Genomic DNA, 17185 nt, shown 5'->3' on the forward strand with positions numbered 1-17185 from the left:
CTGGTTGCGAAATCCGCGTAGGGCGGAACCCCGAAGGGATTCCGCCGCTTGAGGGTGCGGTGCCCGCATCACGTCTGAATCGCTGCGCGGATCCGACCTACGTTTCGCGATCAAGTTGCGTGACTTCATGCGCTCGGCCGCCACCCCTTCCTCACCGGCTTCATCCTCAGCCTCGCCCTCATCGTGACCATCGGCGCGCAGAACGCCTATGTGTTGCGCCAGGGCCTGCGGCGCGAGACGTGGGTGTGGTGGCGGCGGTGTGTGCACTGCTCGACGCGGCACTGATGGCGACCGGGATGTTCGGGCTGGGCGCGGTGGGCGCCAGCCAGCCGGCGGCACTGCGGCCGGTCGTGCTGGATGGGGGCGTGTGGCGACGCTGCTGTCCGGGCATGGCCTGGGGTTTGCTGCGCCCGGCGCTTGGTTGATATGGTTTTGATAGCTGCTGGCGCTTGCCTGACAAGCGCTGGAGCCCGATTTGGCCTCAAGCCACAGCCAGCGCCCAAGCTTGCCCAATGTCAGCAATTAGTGGCAACGCGCACGGCACAATCGGCGCCATGAGCACCCCTTTGCAATTGTTGATTGCCGGTGGCGGCATCGGCGGGCTGGCGGCCGCGCTGGCCGTGGCGCGCGCCGGCTGGGAAGTTCGCCTGTTCGAGCGCGCGCCTGAATTCACCGAGGTGGGCGCCGGCGTGCAACTTGGCCCGAATGTGACGCGCATCCTGCGCGCCTGGGGCCTGGAGGACGAGCTGCACGCCGTCGCCGCCTTCCCCGACCGGCTGCAGGTGCGCAACGCCACCAGTGGCGCCGACCTGGGCACGCTGGCGCTGGGCGCACGCGCCGTGGAGCGCTATGGCGCGCCGTACGCCACCATCCACCGCGCCGATCTGCACCGCCTGCTGTGCCGCGCCGCCTTGCAGCAGCACGGCGTGCACCTGAACCTGGACCACTGGGTGGCCGGCCTGCACGACGACGGCCGGGCGGTGACGCTGACCACCGTGGCGGGCCAGCAGATCGAAGGCGATGCGCTGCTGGGCGCCGATGGCGTGTGGAGCCACGTGCGCCAGCAGCTGCTGAACGACGGCCCGCCGCGCGTGACCGGGCACCTGGCCTACCGCACCATGCTGCGCCAGTCGGCGCTGCCGGCGGCGCTGCGCACGGCGCAGGTCACGGCTTGGCTGGGCCCGCGCCTGCACGTGGTGCAGTACCCGGTGCGCCGGGGCGAGTGGATGAACGTGGTGGCCATCGTGCACGGCCAGCCGCCGGCCGACGCGCAGGGGTGGGACCACGGCGCCAACCATGCCGATTTGCAGCACGCGCTGGGCGCCACCTGCGCGCCGCTGCGCGAGCTGATCGCCGCCGTGCCCGAGGCCACGGTGAACGACCACGCCTGGCGCCTGTGGGCGCTGGCCGACCGCGCGCCGGTGCAGGGCGCCGAGCAGATGGCGCGCGGCCTGGTGGCGCTGCTGGGCGATGCCGCGCACCCCATGCGGCCGTACCTGGCGCAGGGCGCCGGCATGGCGATAGAGGACGCGGCCGAACTGGCCCGCGCCCTCGCCATGGACGCCGTGGACGTGCCCACGCGCCTGAAGCGCTACGCCCTGGCGCGCTGGCAGCGCTGCGCGCGCGTGCAGGCAAGGTCGATCCGCAATGGCAGCATCTTCCATTCCACCGGGCTGGTGCGCTTTGGGCGCGATGCGTCGATCAAGCTGCTGGGCGAGCGGGTGCTGGATGTACCCTGGCTGTACGGCGGTTGATGCGAATTGGGCTTAAAGAATGCTCGAACATCAAGAAGCCTCCGAAGCCGCGCGGATCGCATCCGCTGTGTGGGAGCGGGCTTGCCCGCGATCAAGCGTTCGTGGCGACGAGGCGCCTCATCGCGGGCAAGCCCGCTCCCACAACGTTGTCTGACACTGGTGACTCCGCCGCCCCCGTGCGGGCATGCCGGCACTGGCAGGCACGACGGCCGCTGCCGGCAAGCAGCTTTTTTGCATCTCCCTTGCATACTGGCTGCCAGCGCCCGTCAAATAAGCGCTTAGCATGGATACTCCCTATGTTTTTCACCAGCGCGCGCTGAGGGCGCCTGCCGTTCGGGGGCAGCAAGCCGGTGTGCATCGGCAGGGCGCGATACTTTCTTGATACTCCCCGTCATGTGCGTTGTGAGCGCTTATGGGGAAAGCGCTGGGAACGAATACTCCCCTTATAGTTGAGAGCATACGCCCAGCCATTCCATCGTTCGCGGCCCTGCAAGCCGATGCCTGTCGGCGTGCTCTGCAGCCCGCAGCCCGCGGACCGGGCGCCATGGCAGGGCTTGTCATTTGTCTTTGTTGGGTATATATATTGTCTCTATTGATGGAGACTGCCATGCCCGCCACGCTTTCCGCCCATGCCCCTCAGGTGTCTGATCGCCTCGGCAGTTACCACGTGCCCGCCCGCGGCACGGCGGCTTACTGGCTGTCGCCCATGGAGCGCTCGCAGCTGGTGAAGCAGGGCGTGCCGGCGCGCGAGGTGGTGGCGCTGGCCGACGCCATGGCGGTGCCGCGCGACCAGCTCATGCGCGTGCTGGGGCTGGCGCGCTCCACCGTGGAGCGCAAGATCGCCCAGCGCGGCCCGCTGTCGCAGCACGAGAGCGAAAAGATGGTGGGCATCGAGCGCCTGATCGGCCAGGTCGACGCCATGGTGCGCGAGGCCGGCGAAGCGCCCGACGACTTCGACGCCGCGCACTGGTTCGCCCGCTGGATGGCCGACCCGGTGCCCGCGCTCGGCGGCCTGGCGCCGCAGGAACTGCTCGACACCGCCGATGGCCGCGAGGCCATCAGCACGCTGCTTTATCAGATGAAATCGGGCGTGTATGCATGACACCCCCTGAGTCGCTTCGCGCTTTCCCCCTCTGCGGCGCCAGGGGGACAACGCCAGTGCCCGGCGCCGGCCCGGGCACGGCGTTCGCTGGCAAGGCCTGCTCCGCGGCCGCTGGCGTGGCGTGATCAAGCCCGCCTTGGCAACGCCTGAATGGCCATGACCGCCGCCACCGAATCCGGCACCGTCAGCGTCTGGCGCATCGCCACCGACACGCCCGACTACACCGCCGACGACCTGAGCGGCGCCGGCGCGCGCATCACCGGCGGCCGCTGGAACGCGCGCGGCACGCCCCTGCTGTACGCCAGCACCTCGCGCGCGCTGGCCTGCCTGGAGACGGTGGTGCACCTGGGCGGCGGCGTGGCGCTGCCGCTCAACCGTTACCTGGTGCGCATCGACGTTCCGGCCGCACTGTGGGCCGCGCGCACCGTGTTCGATGCCGACCAGCATGTCGGCTGGGATGCCTTGCCGGCGGGCCGCGTGAGCATCGCCTGGGGCACGGCCTGGGCGGCGCAGGGCGGCAGCCTGCTGGCGCAGGTGCCCTCGGTCATCGTCCCCGAAGAGCACAACCTGCTCATCAACCCCGCGCACCCGCAGGCCGGCAAGCTGCGCGTGGCCAAGCTGCGCCGCTGGCTGTACGACCCGCGGGCGCTGCGCCTGCCGCTGTGAGGCACGCGCGGGCTCCCTAGAATGCCCGCATGATCACCGCCGCACGCCCCCACGTTCTCATCGCCCGCGCCGTCTTCCCCGAAGTCGTCGACAAGCTCCGCCAGCATTTCGAAGTCGAGGCCAACGCGGCCGACGACATCTGGCCACGCGAGGAGCTGATCCGCCGCCTGCAGGGCAAGCAGGGCGTGTTCACCACCGGCAGCGAGCGCATCGACGCCGAACTGCTGGCCGCCTGCCCGGGCCTGAAGATCTGCGCCAACATGGCCGTGGGCTACAACAACTTCGACGTGCCCGCGATGACGGCCGCCGGCGTGCTGGCCACCAACGCCCCCGGCGTGCTGACCGAGACCACCGCCGACATGGGCTTTGCGCTGCTGATGGCCGCCGCCCGCCGCGTGGCCGAGGGCGAGCACTACCTGCGCGCCCGCAAGTGGGACCGCTGGGCCTACGACATGCTGATTGGCCAGGACGTGCACGGCAGCACGCTCGGCATCATCGGCATGGGCCGCATCGGCCAGGCGATTGCGCGGCGCGGTGCGTTGGGCTTCGGCATGAAGGTGATCTATCACAACCGCTCGCGCCTGCCCGCCGCCGACGAGGCCGCCGTGGGGGCCCGCTACGTGAGCAAGGAAGAATTGCTCAGGACCGCTGACCACGTGGTGCTCGTCGTGCCGTACAGCGCGGAATCGCACCACACCATTGGCGCCGCAGAACTGGCGCTGATGAAGCCTACCGCCACGCTGGTCAACATCGCCCGCGGCGGCATCGTCGACGACGCCGCGCTGGCCCAGGCCCTGCGCGAAGGCCGCATCGCCGCGGCAGGGCTGGACGTGTTCGAGGGCGAACCCAAGGTGCATCCTGATCTTTTGACAGTGCCCAACGTGGTGCTCACCCCGCACATCGGCAGCGCCACCGTGCCCACGCGCAAGGCGATGGCGAATCTGGCGGCGGACAACCTGATCGGCTACCTGGCGCAGGGCAGGGCGGTGACGCCGTTGAATCCTGAAGTCATCGGTGCATGAGCGGGGTTTCAAGTCGTTTTGGCCGGCAGCGCCCGTCCAACAAGCGCGAGCAGCTATGTTTTTGTAGGATCGGGCTTGCCCGCGATGCGGCCTCCGCGCGGTGCGATACGCAGCATCGCGGGCAAGCCCGCTCCCACAATCCATGATCGTTTTCAGGCTGCGGCGCTGGTGTAGAGCGCGCGGCCAGCTATTGAATCAAGAGCATTCATGAATTCCGAACTCCCGCATGGCTGCCCTGGTTGGCGCTGGCCGGCCTGCTGATCAACGCGCTGCTGCTGGTGGTGCTGCTGCTGCGCCGCCCGCGCCGGCCCGACGACGTGGCGTCTCGCGGCGAGGTGCAGCAGCTCATCGGCGCGGCCGTGGGCCAGCACGGCGAGCGGCTCGAGCGCGAGCTGCGGCAGGAGATCGGCGGCAGCGCGCGCGAGGGCCGGCAGGAGCTGGCGCATTCGCTGGCCACGTTTCAGGACGCGGTGGTGCGCCAGGGCGCCGAAGCCAACCGCACGCAGAACGCGCAAGTCGATGCGCTGGCGGCGCAGCTCACGCAGCTGCGCGGCACGCTGGGCGACACGCTGGTGGCGCAGCTGCAGGCGCTGGGCTTGTCGATGGCACAGCAGGCGCAGGAAACCACGCGCACACAGAACGCGCAGATCGACGCCTTCGCGCAGCAGCTGGCGCACCTGCGCGGCTCCTTGAGTGAAACGCTGACGCAGCAGCTGCAATCCTTGAGCGAAACCAACGCCCGCCGCATGGCGGAGGTGCGCGCCACGCTGGAGCAGCAACTGGCGCAGCTGCAGGCCACCAACACCGCCAAGCTCGACGAAATGCGCCAGACCGTGGACGAGAAGCTGCAGTCGACGCTGGAGGCGCGCCTGGGCGAGAGCTTCAAGCAGGTGGCCGACCGGCTGGAGCAGGTGCACAAGGGCCTGGGCGAGATGCAGACGCTGGCGCAGGGCGTGGGCGACCTGAAGCACCTGCTGAGCAACGTGAAGAACCGCGGCACCTTTGGCGAGGCGCAGCTGGGGACATTGCTGGAGCACGTGTTCGCGCCCGAGCAGTACGCGGCGCAGGTGTGCACGCGCCCGGGCAGCCGCCATTTGGTCGATTTCGCCATCCGCCTGCCGGGCCGCGGTGCTGCGGCTTCAGGCGCATCGGAGCCGGTCTGGCTGCCGATCGATGCCAAGTTCCCGAACGAGGACTACGAGCGCCTGCTGGACGCACAGCAGCGCGCCGACGTGGCGGGCGCCGAGTCGGCGGCCAAGGCGCTGGAGGCGCGCATCCGGCTGGAGGCGCGCGGCATGGCCGAGAAGTACGTCGAGCCGCCGCACACCACCGACTTCGCCATCCTGTTTCTGCCCACCGAGGGCCTGTACGCCGAGGTGCTGCGCCGCCCGGCCTGATGGAGGCGCTGCAGCGCGAGCACCGCGTGACGCTGGCCGGGCCGACCACGCTGCTGGCGATGCTCAATTCGCTGCAGATGGGCTTTCGCACGCTGGCGCTGGAAAAGCGCAGCAGCGAGGTGTGGCAGGTGCTGGGCGCGGTGAAGACCGAGTTCGGCAAGTTCGGCGACGTGCTGGCGCGCGTGAAGACCCAGACCCAGACCGTGCTGAACACGCTGGACGCGGCGCAGACGCGCACCAACGTGATGAACCGCGCGCTGAAGAAGGTGGAGGCGCTGCCGGATGGCGAATCGCAGGCGCTGCTACCGGGGTTGGGGGAAGAGGAGGCGGATGGGTGAATGGGGCGGTGGTGCTGAGGTGGCGCTTGTTCGCGGCTTCCGCCGCTCCTACGGCGCATGAGATGCAGGAGCGGCGGAAGCCGCGAATCTCAAACCCAGATCGCATCCCAATGCGAGTAGTCGCCTGCCCGCGCCACCAGACCCGCGCGCACCGGGTTGGCGACCAGATAGCGCGCGGCGGCGCGCAGATCCTCGTCGCGTCGCAGGGCGTGGTCGTGAAAGCCGGCTTGCCACAGGGCTTGTCCCGCGTATCCACGGGCTTGCTGAACCGCTCTCGCTGAACTGGCCTTGAACTGACCCACGGCCTGCGACAGGGTGCCGTGTTCCAGCCGCAGCAGCCAATGCAGGTGGTCGGGCATGAGCACGTAGGCCAGCGTCTGGCATCGGCCCAGCGCATCGCTTTTCTGCAGTTCACCGATGGTCAGGCGCGCCAGTCAGAAATCGGCGAAAACTTGCTCGCGCCTGCGTGTGACGGTGGTGATCTGGTAGACGTAGCCCGGATAGCTGAAGCGGCCCCGGCGCAAGGCATGGGCGTGAGCGGGCATGGGCTGTGCAGGGCGTTTTGTAGGAGCGGCGGAAGCCGCGAAGGGGCGGGTATCGAGGAAGCCCCATTCGCGGCTACCGCCGCTCCTACAGGCAGGAGGGGGGGGAGTTATTCGATTTCGGCGATCAGCTCGATCTCGACGCAGGCCTCCATCGGGATCTGCGCCACGCCGAACGCACTGCGGGCGTGCTGGCCGCGTTCGCCAAACACCTCGCCCAGCAGTTCGGAGCAGCCGTTGGTGACGAGGTGCTGCTCGGTGTAGTCGGGCGTGCTGTTGACCAGGCTCATCACCTTGACGATGCGCTTGACGCGGTTCAGGTCGCCCACGGCGGCGTGCAGCGTGCCCAGCAGGTCGATGGCCACGGAGCGGGCGGCCTGGGCGCCCTCCTCGGTGGTGATGTTGTGGCCCAGCTTGCCCACCCAGGGCTTGCCTTCGTGGCGCGCGATGTGGCCCGACAGGAACACCAGCTTGCCCGTCTGCACGAAGGGCACGTAGGCGGCGGCGGGGGTGGAGACGGGCGGCAGCTGGATGCCGAGCTGCTGGAGTTTGTCGTAGAGGCTCATGGTCAGCGGAAGGGGTCGGTTGGAAGAGGGGCGCCTCGGCCAGCGAGGCGGCGTCGCAGGGTTCCACTGTAACGCCCACATCCAGCTCGTGGCCCGCGCCGCCGTGGATGACGCCGCGCATGGGCGAGATGTCGGCGTAGTCGCGGCCCACGGCCAGGCGCACGAAGTCCTCGCCCGGCGCGCCCCAGCCGTGGCGGTCGTTGGTCGGGTCGAGGTCGTACCAGCCGTGGCCGCCGTGCTGCGCGGCCACGTCGGGCAGGAACACGGCCACCCAGGCGTGCGACGCATCGCTGCCCCCAGGCGCGGCTGGCCGGGCGGCGGCTGGGTGAGCAGGTAGCCCGACACGTAGCGCGCCGGCAGGCCCAGCGAGCGCAGGCAGGCCAGCATGACGTGGCTGAAGTCCTGGCACACGCCGCGGCGCTGCGCCAGCGCCTCGGCGGCGGGGGTGTTGATCTCGGTGCTGCGGCTGGCGTAGGTGAAGTCCTGGTGCACGCGCTGCATCAGCTCGCGCGCGGCGTCGATCAGCGGGCGGCCGGGCGGGAAGGACGGGCGCGCGTAGTCGGCGAACACCTCGCCTGGGTGCACGTAGTGCGATGGGTAGATGAATTCGGCCGCCGGATGCCACTCGGCCCCCACGTGGTAGACGAAGCTGTCGCGCACGGCATCCCAGGCAAGGGTGCTGCCGACGGGATCGGGCGCGTGGGTCTCGACCAGGCTGCTGGCGCGCACCAGCAGCTCGTCGTGCGGGCTGGCGATCTCGAAGAAGGTGCGTACGTTGCGGTAGATGTCGAGCGATTCGGTGATCGAGGCGGGCTGCGGGTGCACCTGGAGCCGGGCGTCGAGCCGGTCCTGGCAGCGCGTGGGCGGCGGCGTCAGGTGCGTCATGTGCACCGCGGTGAGCACGGGCGGCTCGTAGCGGTAGCGGGTGTCGTGGGTGATGCGCAGGCGCATGTCGGTCTCCGCTCAGGCGCCCACGCTGCGGCCCACCTCGGCGGTGTGGGTGAAGTGGCGCAGGCTGATCTCGTTGGAGAGCTGGCCGCCGACCTGCATGAAGTGCGCCAGTAGCGCCTGCAGATGGATGAAGTCGCCAATGTGGTCGGACTCGCACAGCGTGGTCAGGTCGTCGGGCCCCGGGTTGCGCAGGCGTTGCGACAGGTCTTCCAGCGGGTGCGGGTCGTTGGCGTGCAGGCGCCCCAGCTGCCCGCGCAAGCGCTGCACCACCCAGCCGAGCGAGCGCGGGTTCTGGTGGTTCAGCACCACGTGCTCGATCAGCGCCGCCATCGAGCGGCTGCGCTGGTGGCGCGCATGGAAGGAGATGGTGGAATCGAACAGGTCCAGCACCACGCCGTGGCCGGCCGCGTCGTGCACGGCGTTGGTGTAGAAGCCGCGCGACAGCGCCTCCGACAGCCAGCTCAGGCGCTCGATCTGGCGGCCGATGGTCATCAGGCGCCAGCCGTCGTCGCGCCACATGCGGTCCTGCTGCGCGCCGGTGACGGCCGCCAGCGTGCGCGACAGCTGGCCCAGCGCGTGCAGGGCGTCGGCCTCGGCCAGGGTGGCGCTGCCGCGCAGCGGGCGCATTCCTGCGCAAAGCGGTTCTCGGCCAGCTTGATGAAGCTCCAGTGCTCGGGCGACAGGCGCTCGCGCAGCGCCGTGGCGGCCAGGCGCAGCTTGCGCAGGGCGTGGCCCACGCTCGGCAGGTCGGGGTCGGCCAGGTGCTGGATCAGTTGGCGCTCGAACTCGGCGCAATCCTGCAGCGGCGTGGGCGCGCACTGGGGCACCAGGCCGGCCGATTCGGCCAGCTGGCCCAGCCACATCAGCTGGGCGATGGAGGGTTCTTCCTCGCCATGCAGCGCGCCCAGCGTGATGCGCGCCAGGCGGGCGCTGTTCTCGGCGCGCTCGGTGTAGCGGCCGAGCCAGAACAGGTTCTCGGCCGCGCGGCTGGTGACCAGGCGCTCGCGCTGCACCAGCGCGGTGTCGGTGGGGTGATGCCGACCAGCGTGCTGTGGTCGAAGTCGGGCGCTTCCTGCGCCGGCTCCTCGCCCAGCACCCAGGTGTCGGCGCTGCTGCCGCCCAGCGCCATGGTGGCCAGGCCGGCGCTTTCGCCCACCAGGCGCGTCATGCCGCCGGGCAGCACGCGCCAGGCGCCGGCGCCGTCGGTCAGCGCGAACACGCGCAGGATGGCCGCGCGCGGCACGACGCCGGGCTGCGGGCCGCTCTGCCAGGTCGGCATCTGCGACGGCGGCAGGTAGGCCTGCACGGTGTGCTCTTCGGGCCGGCGGCGGATGCTGTCGGCCCAGGAGGCCAGCACCTCGTCGCTCATCAGCGGGCCCACCCCGGCCCGGAAGGTGCCGCGGCTGGTGGACCAGGGGTAGGTGGGCTTGATGACGCACTGGCCCAGCTGCGGCAGCACGTCGCGCAGGGCGGCCGGCTCGCCGCACCACCAGGTGTGCAGGGCGGGCAGCAGCAGTTCCTCGCCCAGCAGCTCGCGCCCCAGGGCCGGCAGAAAGCCCAGCAGCGCGCTGGATTCGAGAAAGCCCGCGCCCGGTGCGTTGGCCACCATCACGTTGCCGGCGCGCACCGCCTGCAGCAGGCCGGGCACGCCCAGGCGCGATTCGGGGCGCATTTCCAGCGGGTCGAGGAAGGCATCGTCCACCCGCTTGATGACGCCGTGCACCGGCTGCAGGCCGTGCAGCGTCTTCAGGTACAGGCGCTGGTTGCGCACCGTCAGGTCGCCGCCTTCGACCAGCGTGACGCCCAGGTAACGCGCCAGGTACGAATGCTCGAAGTAGGTTTCGTTGTACGGCCCCGGCGTCAGCAGCACGATGTGCGAATCGGCGCCGGGCGCCATGGCCTTCAGCGTCTTGATGAAGCCGCGGTAGGTGTCGGCCAGGCGGCGCACGTTCATGGCTTCGAACGCGTCGGGGAACTGGGTGGACACGGCCGAGCGGTTTTCCAGCAGATAGCCCAGGCCCGAGGGCGCCTGCGTGCGCTGCGACACCACCCACCAGAAGCCCCTGGGCCCGCGCGCCAGGTCGAACGCCACCATGTGCAGGTGCTGGCCACCCACCGGCGGCACGCCGTGCATGGCGCGCAGGTAGTCGGGGTGGCCCTGCACCAGCGCGGCGGGCAGCAGGCCGTCCTTCAGCAGGCGGCGCGGGCCGTAGATGTCGGCCATCACAGCCTCGAGCACGCGCACGCGCTGCAGCACACCGGCCTCGATGTGCGCCCAGTCGTCGGCCGGGATCAGCAGCGGGAACAGATCCAGCGGCCAGGGTCGCTGCAGGTTGGCCTCGTCGGCGTAGACGTTGTAGGTGACGCCGTTGTCGCGCAACTGGCGCGCCAGGCGCGTGGCGCGGCGGTTCAGCTCCTGCGGGTCGCCGAGGTCGAAATGGCGGAAGAACTCCTTCCAGGCCGGCGTCAGCGGCAGCGCGCCGGGCGCCGGCACCGCGGCACCCGCGTCGGCGGCCAGCGCAGGCCGGGCGTGCAACTCGTCGAAGTGGGGGTGTCGGCCAGCGGAAACAAGGGGCTGGCCGAAGACAGGGGCGCCGTGGCGGGCAGATCCGGTGCGTTCATCCTCGGTGGAGGCAGTCAACCTCGTGTCATTGTCGCATCCGCACCGCCGTGGTGCGCCGCAGGTCGAGCGTGCACGGAAATTCGCGGCTGCCGGGCAGGGCCAGCGCGGCAGGCGGCGCGGCCGCGCGCCCCGCCGTGTGCCCCATGGGCGCAAAGCGGGCCAGGCGCCGGCTTTCGGCCTCGTAGGCATTGATGGGAAAGCTGTCGTAGCTGCGCCCGCCGGGGTGCGCCACGTGGTAGCGGCAACCGCCCACCGAGCGGCCGTTCCAGGTGTCGAACACATCGAACACCAGCGGCCCGTGCGGCTGGATGGTGGGGTGCAGCGCCGACCAGGGGTTCCAGGCCTTGAAGCGCACGCCGCAGGCGTATTCGCCCTCGGTGCCGAGCGGCTGCAGCGGCAGGGCCTGGCCGTTGCAGGTGAGGGCGTAGCGGCTGTCGTTGAAGCCCGTCACCCGCAGCTGCAGGCGCTCCAGCGATGAATCGACATAGCGCGCCGTGGCGCCGCCGGCGCTTTCCTCGCCCATCACGTGCCAGGGCTCCAGCGCGTTGCGCAGCTCCAGCTGCATGCCCAGCAGCTGCACGTCGCCGACGAAGGGAAAGCGGAACTCGAAATGCGGCGCGAACCAGGCGTCGTCGAAGGCGAAACCGGCCTCGCGCATGTCGCGCATCACGTCGGCGAAGTCGGCCTGCACCCAGGCGGGCAGCATGAAGCGGTCGTGCAGCTGCGTTCCCCAGCGCGTGGCGGGCGCGCGGTACGGCTGGCGCCAGAAGCGCGCCACCAGCGCGCGCATCAGCAACTTCTGGGCGATCGACATGCGGGCGTGCGGCGGCATCTCGAAGGCGCGCAGCTCCAGCAGGCCCAGGCGGCCGGTGGGACCTTCGGGCGAATACAGCTTGTCGATGCAGAACTCGCTGCGGTGCGTGTTGCCGGTGACGTCGATCAGGATGTTTCGCAGCGTGCGGTCCACCAGCCACGGTGGCATCGCGTCACCCTGTTCCTCACTTGCCCGGTGGATTTCCTGCAGCGCGATTTCCAGCTCGTAGAGCTGGTCGTTGCGCGCCTCGTCCACGCGCGGCGCCTGGCTGGTGGGGCCGATGAACAGGCCGCTGAACAGGTACGAGAGCGACGGATGGTTGTGCCAGTAGAGCAGCAGGCTGGCAGCAGATCGGGCCGGCGCAGGAACGGGCTGTCGGCCGGCGTGGCGCCGCCCAGCACGAAGTGGTTGCCGCCGCCGGTGCCGGTGTGGCGGCCGTCGACCATGAACTTCTCGGCCGACAGGCGCGATTCGAACGCCGACTGGTAGAGGAACTCGGTGTTGTCCACCAGCTCGCGCCAGTGGTGCACGGGCTGGATGTTGGCTTCGATCACGCCGGGGTCGGGCGTGATCTGTAGCATCTTCAGGCGCTTGTCGCGCGGCGGCGGGTAGCCCTCCAGCACCACCGGTAGCTGCAGCTGCTCGGCCGTGGCCTCGATGGCGGTGACCAGTGCCAGGTAGTCGTCCACCTCGTCCAGCGGCGGCATGAAGATGTAGACGATGCTCGACTGGCCGGGCTTCAGCGCGTACTTCTCGACCGCCGCCTGGTGCGCGCTGCGCGCGGCGCGTTTGGCGTCGGCGGCCTCGTCGTCGCCTTCGATCTCGGGCAGTTCGGCATCGGCGGTGTGCGAACGCACCGGGTCGCGCACTTCCACGCACAGCGCGGTGCGCGGCACCCAGCGGGCCGACTCGTGGCGGCGCGGTTCGCGGTCCTCGGGGTCGTGCGCCCCGAAGGCTCGTCTTCGGCAGCGGCCAGCGCGTCATTGTCGGCATCGTCGGCATACGGGTCCTTGGGGAAGGCCTTGGGCAGGTCCTCATCGGCCACCCAGGGCAGGCTGTTCAGCGGCAGCCTGAAGCCCATGGGCGAATCGCCCGGCACCAGCACCAGCCGGTTGTCGCGGAACCACCAGCGGCTGGTGAGCCAGCGCGGGCGTTCGGCCCCGGCGGGCTGGGCCGGCCGATCCGGCGCGTGCGCCAGCTCGGACGTGCTGCGCAGCGGCAGCAGCCAGCCGACCACCTTGTCCAGCCCCTGCGTGAACACGCGGCGCAGGCGCGCGCGCTCGGCCTCGTCGGCCAGGCGGCTGTCGAACGGGTCGACGTTGATCGGCAGGCGACGCTCGGCGGCGATGTAGTGCCAGGCGTCTTCGTAGGCGGGCGCGATGGCGGCCGTGCCCACGCCCAGCCGTTCTGCGAGCGCGCGGATGAAGCGCTCGGCGTCCTCGGGCCGGGCCTGCTGCGGCTGGCGCTCGTCGGCCTGCAGCGCGGGGTTGCGCCACAGCGGCTGGCCGTCGGGGCGCCAGAACAGGCTGAGCGCCCAGCGCGGCAACTGCTCGCCGGGGTACCACTTGCCCTGGCCCAGGTGCAGCAGGCCGTTGGGGCCGTAGCGCGCCTTCAGGCGGTGCAGCAGGTCGAGCGCGAACACGCGCTTGGTGGGGCCCAGCGCGGCGGTGTTCCACTCCGGCCCGTCGCGGTCGTCGATGCCGACGAAGGTGGGCTCGCCCCCATGGTCAGGCGCACGTCGTCGGCCTGCAGCTGCAGGTCCACCGCGTCGCCCAGCTGCAGGATGTCGGCCCATTGCGCGTCGCTGTAGGGCAGGGTGACGCGCGGCGATTCGTGGATGCGGGTGACCGCCATGTCGTGGCGGAACTCCACCCGTGCGTCGTCCACCAGCCCCTCGATGGGCGCCGCGCCCGAGGGCTGCGGCGTGCAGGCCAGCGGGATGTGGCCTTCGCCCGCCAGCAGGCCCGATGTGGGATCGAGCCCCACCCAGCCGGCGCCGGGCAGGTACACCTCGGCCCAGGCGTGCAGATCGGTGAAGTCGACCTCGGTGCCGCTGGGGCCGTCGAGCGATTTCTGGTCGGCCTTCAACTGGATCAAGTAGCCCGACACGAAGCGCGCCGCCAGCCCGCAATGGCGCAGCAGCTGCACCAGCAGCCAGCCCGAGTCGCGGCACGAGCCGCTGGCCTTGTGCAACGTCTGCTCGGGCGTCTGCACGCCGGGCTCCAGACGGATCAGGTAGCCAATGTCGTGCTGCAGGCGCTGGTTGAGCCCGACCAGGAAGTCGATGGTGCGCTGCGGGCTGCGGTCGATGCCGGCCACGTAGTGGTTGAACAGATCGCCCTGTGGCGCCCGCGCCAGGTACGGTGCCAGCTCTTCTTTCAATAGCGGGTCGTAGTCGAACGGGAACTGCTCGGCGCCCGGCTCGAGGAAGAAGTCGAACGGGTTGTACACCGCCATCTCGGCCACCAGGTCGACCGTGACCTTGAACTCGGTGGTCTTGTCGGGAAACACCAGCCGCGCCTGCCAGTTGGCGAACGGATCCTGCTGCCAGTTGATGAAGTGCTGGGCGGGCTCGATCTTGAGCGAATACGAGATGATCCTGCTGCGGCAGTGCGGGGCCGGGCGCAGGCGCACCACCTGGGGGCCCAGTTGAACGGGCCGGTCGTAGCGGTAGTGGGTGACGTGGTGAAGTGCGGCGTGGATGGACATCCGGGCTCTGCCTTGGCGTGGGTTACAAACCATCCTAGCAAGCGGCAGGCCAGCGGCGGGTAGGCCATCGCCCCGAATCATTATCAGAACGAAATAGGCTTCCAGAGCGCTTGCAGAAATCGCTGACAGCTCCTGAAATAATAGTGAACGATGGCGTTCGACGTGCATGAAGGCAGCACCGGGGCAGCGACCCTGCGCTGGCGCGGGCAGGCGCTGGCGGCGGCGCTGGCGGGCTGGGTGCTGGGCACGGCGCTGCAGTTGCAGCAGGGCGCGCTGTGGCCGGCCGGGCGCTACCTGGCGCTGGCGATGGCCGCTGGCGCCGTGGTGGTGCTGGCGCTGTGGCATCGGTCGCGCCGCCCGGTGGCTGGCGCGGCGTTGCTGTGGCTGCTGGCGGCGGCGCTGGCCGCGTTCGCCGTCACCGGCGGGCGCGCGCAGCACCGGCTGGCGCAGCAGCTGGCGCCGGCGCTGGAGGGGCGTGACGTGGTGCTGGTGGGCACCATCGCCCGCATGCCGCAGCGCAGCGCGGTGGGCTGGCGCTTTCGCTTCGACGTCGACGAGGCGCGGCTCGACGGCGCCGCGGTGCGCCTGCCGCCGCGGGTGCAGCTGGCCTGGTACGGCTCGGTCAGCACGGCCGACGAAACCGATGCCGCCCGGCCGCTGGCCGCCGACCTGCGCGCGGGCGACCGCTGGCAGCTCACGGCGCGGCTGAAGGCGCCGCACGGCAACCAGAACCCGCACGGCTTCGACTACGAGCTGTGGCTGTGGGAGCAGGGCCTGCGCGCCACCGGCTACGTGCGCACCGGCCCGCGCGATACGCCGCCGCGCCGGCTGGCGGTGGGCGGCTGGTCGGTCGAGCGCTGGCGCCAGTCGGTGCGCGACCGCATCCTGGGCGGTGCCAACGCGCAAGACGCCGACGCGCGGCGCTTTGCCGGCATCGTGGCGGCGCTGGTGACGGGCGACCAGAACGTGATCGAGCGCGCCGACTGGGACGTGTTCCGCGCCACCGGCGTGGCGCACCTGATGAGCATCTCCGGCCTGCACATCACCATGTTCTCGTGGCTCGCTGTGGCGCTGGTGGGGGCGTTGTGGCGGCGGCTGGGGCGCTGGGCCGGCAGCGCGCGCTGGAACCCTGCCTGTGGCTGCCGGCGCCCACGGCGGCGCTGGTCGGCGGCGTGGCGCTGGCGGCGGGCTACGCGCTGTTCAGCGGCTGGGGCGTGCCGGCGCAGCGCACGGTGCTGATGCTGGCAACCTTCGCGGGGCTGCGGCTGTCGGGCCTGCGCTGGCCCTGGTGGCTGACCTGGCTGCTGGCCTGCGCCGTGGTGCTGGCGGCGGACCCGTGGGCGCTGCTGCAGGCCGGGTTCTGGCTCAGCTTCGTCGCGGTGGCGATCCTGTTTGCTACTGATTCAAGAGCTTCTGGCGCCCGTGGGGCGGGCGCTGGAGGCCAATTTTTCATCAAACTTCTGCGCGAGCAATGGGTGGTCACACTGGCGCTCACGCCGCTGTCGCTGATCCTGTTCGGGCAGGCCTCGGTGGTGGGCCTGCTGGCAACCTGCTGGCGATTCCGTGGGTGACGCTGCTGGTCACGCCGCTGGCGCTGGCGGGGGTGCTGTGGGCCCCGCTGTGGCAAGCCGCGGGCTGGGCGCTGGCGCCGCTGGCCTGGGTGCTGCAGGCCCTGGCCGCGTGGCCGTGGGCCAGCGTGCAGATGGCGGCGGCGCCGCTGCTGCCGGGCGTGGCCGCCGTGGCCGGCGGTGTGCTGCTGGCGCTGCGCTGGCCGTGGCCCTGGCGTCTGGCCGGCGTGCCCCTGCTGCTGCCGCTGCTGCTGTGGCAGCCGGCGCGCCCGCCCGCGGGCCAGTTCGAGCTGCTGGCGGCCGACGTGGGGCAGGGCAGCGCCGTCGTCGTGCGCACCGCCGGCCACACGCTGCTGTACGACGCCGGCCCGCGCTATTCGCTGGAGAGCGATGCCGGCCACCGCGTGCTGGTGCCGCTGCTGCGCGCTTTCGGCGAGCGGGTGGACATGCTGCTGCTGAGCCACCGCGACAGCGACCACGTCGGCGGCGCCCGCGCCATCCTGGCCACGCAGCCGGGGGCCAGCGTGCTGTCGTCCATCGAGGACGACCACGAGCTGCAGGGCACGCGCCCTGCCATGCGCTGCCAGGCCGGGCAGCAATGGACGTGGGACGGCGTCGAGTTCAGCGTGCTGCACCCCGACGCCGCCGACTACGCCACCGCAGCCAAGTCCAACGCGCTGAGCTGCGTGCTGCGCGTGCGCGCCGGCGCGCGGGTGGCGCTGCTGGTGGGCGACATCGAGACCGCGCAGGAGCTGCGGCTGGCGGCCCGCCACGACGACCTGCGCGCCGACGTGCTGCTGGTGCCGCACCATGGCAGCCGCACCTCGTCGTCGGCGCCGTTCATCGACGCCGTGCAGCCGCGCTGGGCTCTGGTGCAGTCGGGCTACCGCAACCGCTTCGGCCACCCGGCGCCGGCGGTGCTGGCGCGCTATGCCGAGCGCGGGGCGCGGGTGGTCGATTCGCCCCGTTGTGGTGCCATGCGCTGGCACAGCGGGCGCCCCGACGTGGTGCGCTGCCAGCGCGACGAAGCCCGGCGCTACTGGCACCACGAACCGATGCCGCCCATCGGCGGGCGCTGACGCCGCGCTGGCCCGCGCCTTGCTATCCTTGATCGGTTGGGACTGGATTGGAGG

Annotated in this window: 12 protein-coding genes and 4 pseudogenes; 9 read left to right on the forward strand and 7 right to left on the reverse strand. The window is 70.9% G+C overall.

The features are described from left to right. Window positions 1-284: 284 nt before the first annotated feature. From H0I39_RS22700 to H0I39_RS17875, 6 genes and pseudogenes are all read left to right on the forward strand, one after another. The gene (locus H0I39_RS22700) at window positions 285-425 is read left to right on the forward strand and encodes a hypothetical protein (RefSeq protein WP_257645870.1); all 141 of its coding nucleotides are present in this window, start codon (window positions 285-287) and stop codon (window positions 423-425) included. A 129-nt stretch (window positions 426-554) separates the two neighbouring features. After that, window positions 555-1754 (forward strand): FAD-dependent monooxygenase, encoded by a 1200-nt coding sequence (locus tag H0I39_RS17855; protein ID WP_180551375.1) that lies wholly within the window; start codon window positions 555-557, stop codon window positions 1752-1754. A 607-nt stretch (window positions 1755-2361) separates the two neighbouring features. Continuing rightward, complete coding sequence (locus H0I39_RS17860) at window positions 2362-2856, forward strand: Xre family toxin-antitoxin system antitoxin (RefSeq protein ID WP_180551376.1); 495 nt, start codon at window positions 2362-2364, stop codon at window positions 2854-2856. A gap of 156 nt (window positions 2857-3012) precedes the next feature. Continuing rightward, window positions 3013-3522: an RES family NAD+ phosphorylase gene (locus H0I39_RS17865; protein ID WP_180551377.1), complete on the forward strand. Its 510-nt coding sequence runs from the start codon at window positions 3013-3015 to the stop codon at window positions 3520-3522. Window positions 3523-3551: 29 nt separating this feature from the next. After that, a complete protein-coding gene (locus H0I39_RS17870) occupies window positions 3552-4544 on the forward strand; it encodes a 2-hydroxyacid dehydrogenase (RefSeq protein ID WP_180551378.1) in 993 nt (330 codons plus the stop codon). Window positions 4545-4879: 335 nt separating this feature from the next. After that, window positions 4880-6279, forward strand: a pseudogene (locus H0I39_RS17875) (DNA recombination protein RmuC). A gap of 89 nt (window positions 6280-6368) precedes the next feature. Here H0I39_RS17875 and H0I39_RS22705 read toward each other — a convergent pair. The 7 genes and pseudogenes from H0I39_RS22705 to H0I39_RS22715 all read right to left on the reverse strand — a co-directional run bounded on the left by H0I39_RS22705 (window position 6369) and on the right by H0I39_RS22715 (window position 14652). After that, window positions 6369-6713, reverse strand: coding sequence for an REP-associated tyrosine transposase (locus tag H0I39_RS22705; RefSeq protein ID WP_307776922.1), 345 nt, complete (start codon window positions 6711-6713; stop codon window positions 6369-6371). 218 nt (window positions 6714-6931) lie between these two features. Next, a complete protein-coding gene (locus H0I39_RS17885; RefSeq protein ID WP_180551379.1) occupies window positions 6932-7387 on the reverse strand; it encodes a RidA family protein in 456 nt (151 codons plus the stop codon). Window positions 7388-7768: 381 nt separating this feature from the next. Beyond that, window positions 7769-8338, reverse strand: a pseudogene (locus H0I39_RS17890) (transglutaminase family protein); the annotation flags it as partial. A 12-nt stretch (window positions 8339-8350) separates the two neighbouring features. Continuing rightward, a complete protein-coding gene (locus H0I39_RS17895) occupies window positions 8351-8938 on the reverse strand; it encodes an alpha-E domain-containing protein (RefSeq protein ID WP_257646240.1) in 588 nt (195 codons plus the stop codon). Continuing rightward, window positions 8830-9309, reverse strand: a complete 480-nt coding sequence (locus H0I39_RS22710; RefSeq protein ID WP_257646241.1) for an alpha-E domain-containing protein — start codon at window positions 9307-9309, stop codon at window positions 8830-8832. Before H0I39_RS22710 ends, H0I39_RS17895 begins: the two co-directional genes overlap by 109 nt. Further along, window positions 9201-10874 carry a circularly permuted type 2 ATP-grasp protein gene (locus H0I39_RS17900; RefSeq protein ID WP_180551381.1) on the reverse strand — a complete coding sequence of 558 codons (1674 nt, stop codon included), beginning with the start codon at window positions 10872-10874 and terminating at the stop codon, window positions 9201-9203. Before H0I39_RS17900 ends, H0I39_RS22710 begins: the two co-directional genes overlap by 109 nt. Window positions 10875-10986: 112 nt before the next feature. After that, window positions 10987-14652 (reverse strand): annotated as a pseudogene (locus H0I39_RS22715) (transglutaminase family protein). Between H0I39_RS22715 and H0I39_RS23500 the strand changes: the two are divergent. The 3 genes and pseudogenes from H0I39_RS23500 (at window position 14635) to H0I39_RS23510 (ending at window position 17131) form a co-directional block, all read left to right on the forward strand. Then, window positions 14635-15723, forward strand: coding sequence for a ComEC/Rec2 family competence protein (locus H0I39_RS23500; protein ID WP_307776839.1), 1089 nt, complete (start codon window positions 14635-14637; stop codon window positions 15721-15723). The pseudogene H0I39_RS22715 and the gene H0I39_RS23500 sit on opposite strands and share 18 nt — an antisense overlap. Further along, a pseudogene (locus tag H0I39_RS23505) lies at window positions 15624-16198 on the forward strand (ComEC/Rec2 family competence protein); the annotation flags it as partial. The gene H0I39_RS23500 and the pseudogene H0I39_RS23505, both read left to right, overlap by 100 nt. Next, window positions 16187-17131: a ComEC/Rec2 family competence protein gene (locus H0I39_RS23510; protein ID WP_307776923.1), complete on the forward strand. Its 945-nt coding sequence runs from the start codon at window positions 16187-16189 to the stop codon at window positions 17129-17131. The pseudogene H0I39_RS23505 and the gene H0I39_RS23510, both read left to right, overlap by 12 nt. Window positions 17132-17185 lie beyond the last annotated feature (54 nt).

The organism is Ottowia beijingensis, assembly GCF_013423955.1.
Lineage (GTDB): Bacteria > Pseudomonadota > Gammaproteobacteria > Burkholderiales > Burkholderiaceae_C > Ottowia > Ottowia beijingensis.

Bases quoted from the DNA above. Each gene is read 5' to 3' on its own strand.
- H0I39_RS23500 (WP_307776839.1), top strand. From the start codon at position 14,635: ATGGCGTTCGACGTGCATGAAGGCAGCACCGGGGCAGCGACCCTGCGC.
- H0I39_RS22700 (WP_257645870.1), top strand. From the start codon at position 285: ATGGCGACCGGGATGTTCGGGCTGGGCGCGGTGGGCGCCAGCCAGCCG.
- H0I39_RS17865 (WP_180551377.1), top strand. From the start codon at position 3,013: ATGACCGCCGCCACCGAATCCGGCACCGTCAGCGTCTGGCGCATCGCC.
- H0I39_RS17885 (WP_180551379.1), bottom strand. From the start codon at position 7,387: ATGAGCCTCTACGACAAACTCCAGCAGCTCGGCATCCAGCTGCCGCCC.
- H0I39_RS17860 (WP_180551376.1), top strand. From the start codon at position 2,362: ATGCCCGCCACGCTTTCCGCCCATGCCCCTCAGGTGTCTGATCGCCTC.
- H0I39_RS17855 (WP_180551375.1), top strand. From the start codon at position 555: ATGAGCACCCCTTTGCAATTGTTGATTGCCGGTGGCGGCATCGGCGGG.
- H0I39_RS23510 (WP_307776923.1), top strand. From the start codon at position 16,187: ATGGCGGCGGCGCCGCTGCTGCCGGGCGTGGCCGCCGTGGCCGGCGGT.
- H0I39_RS17870 (WP_180551378.1), top strand. From the start codon at position 3,552: ATGATCACCGCCGCACGCCCCCACGTTCTCATCGCCCGCGCCGTCTTC.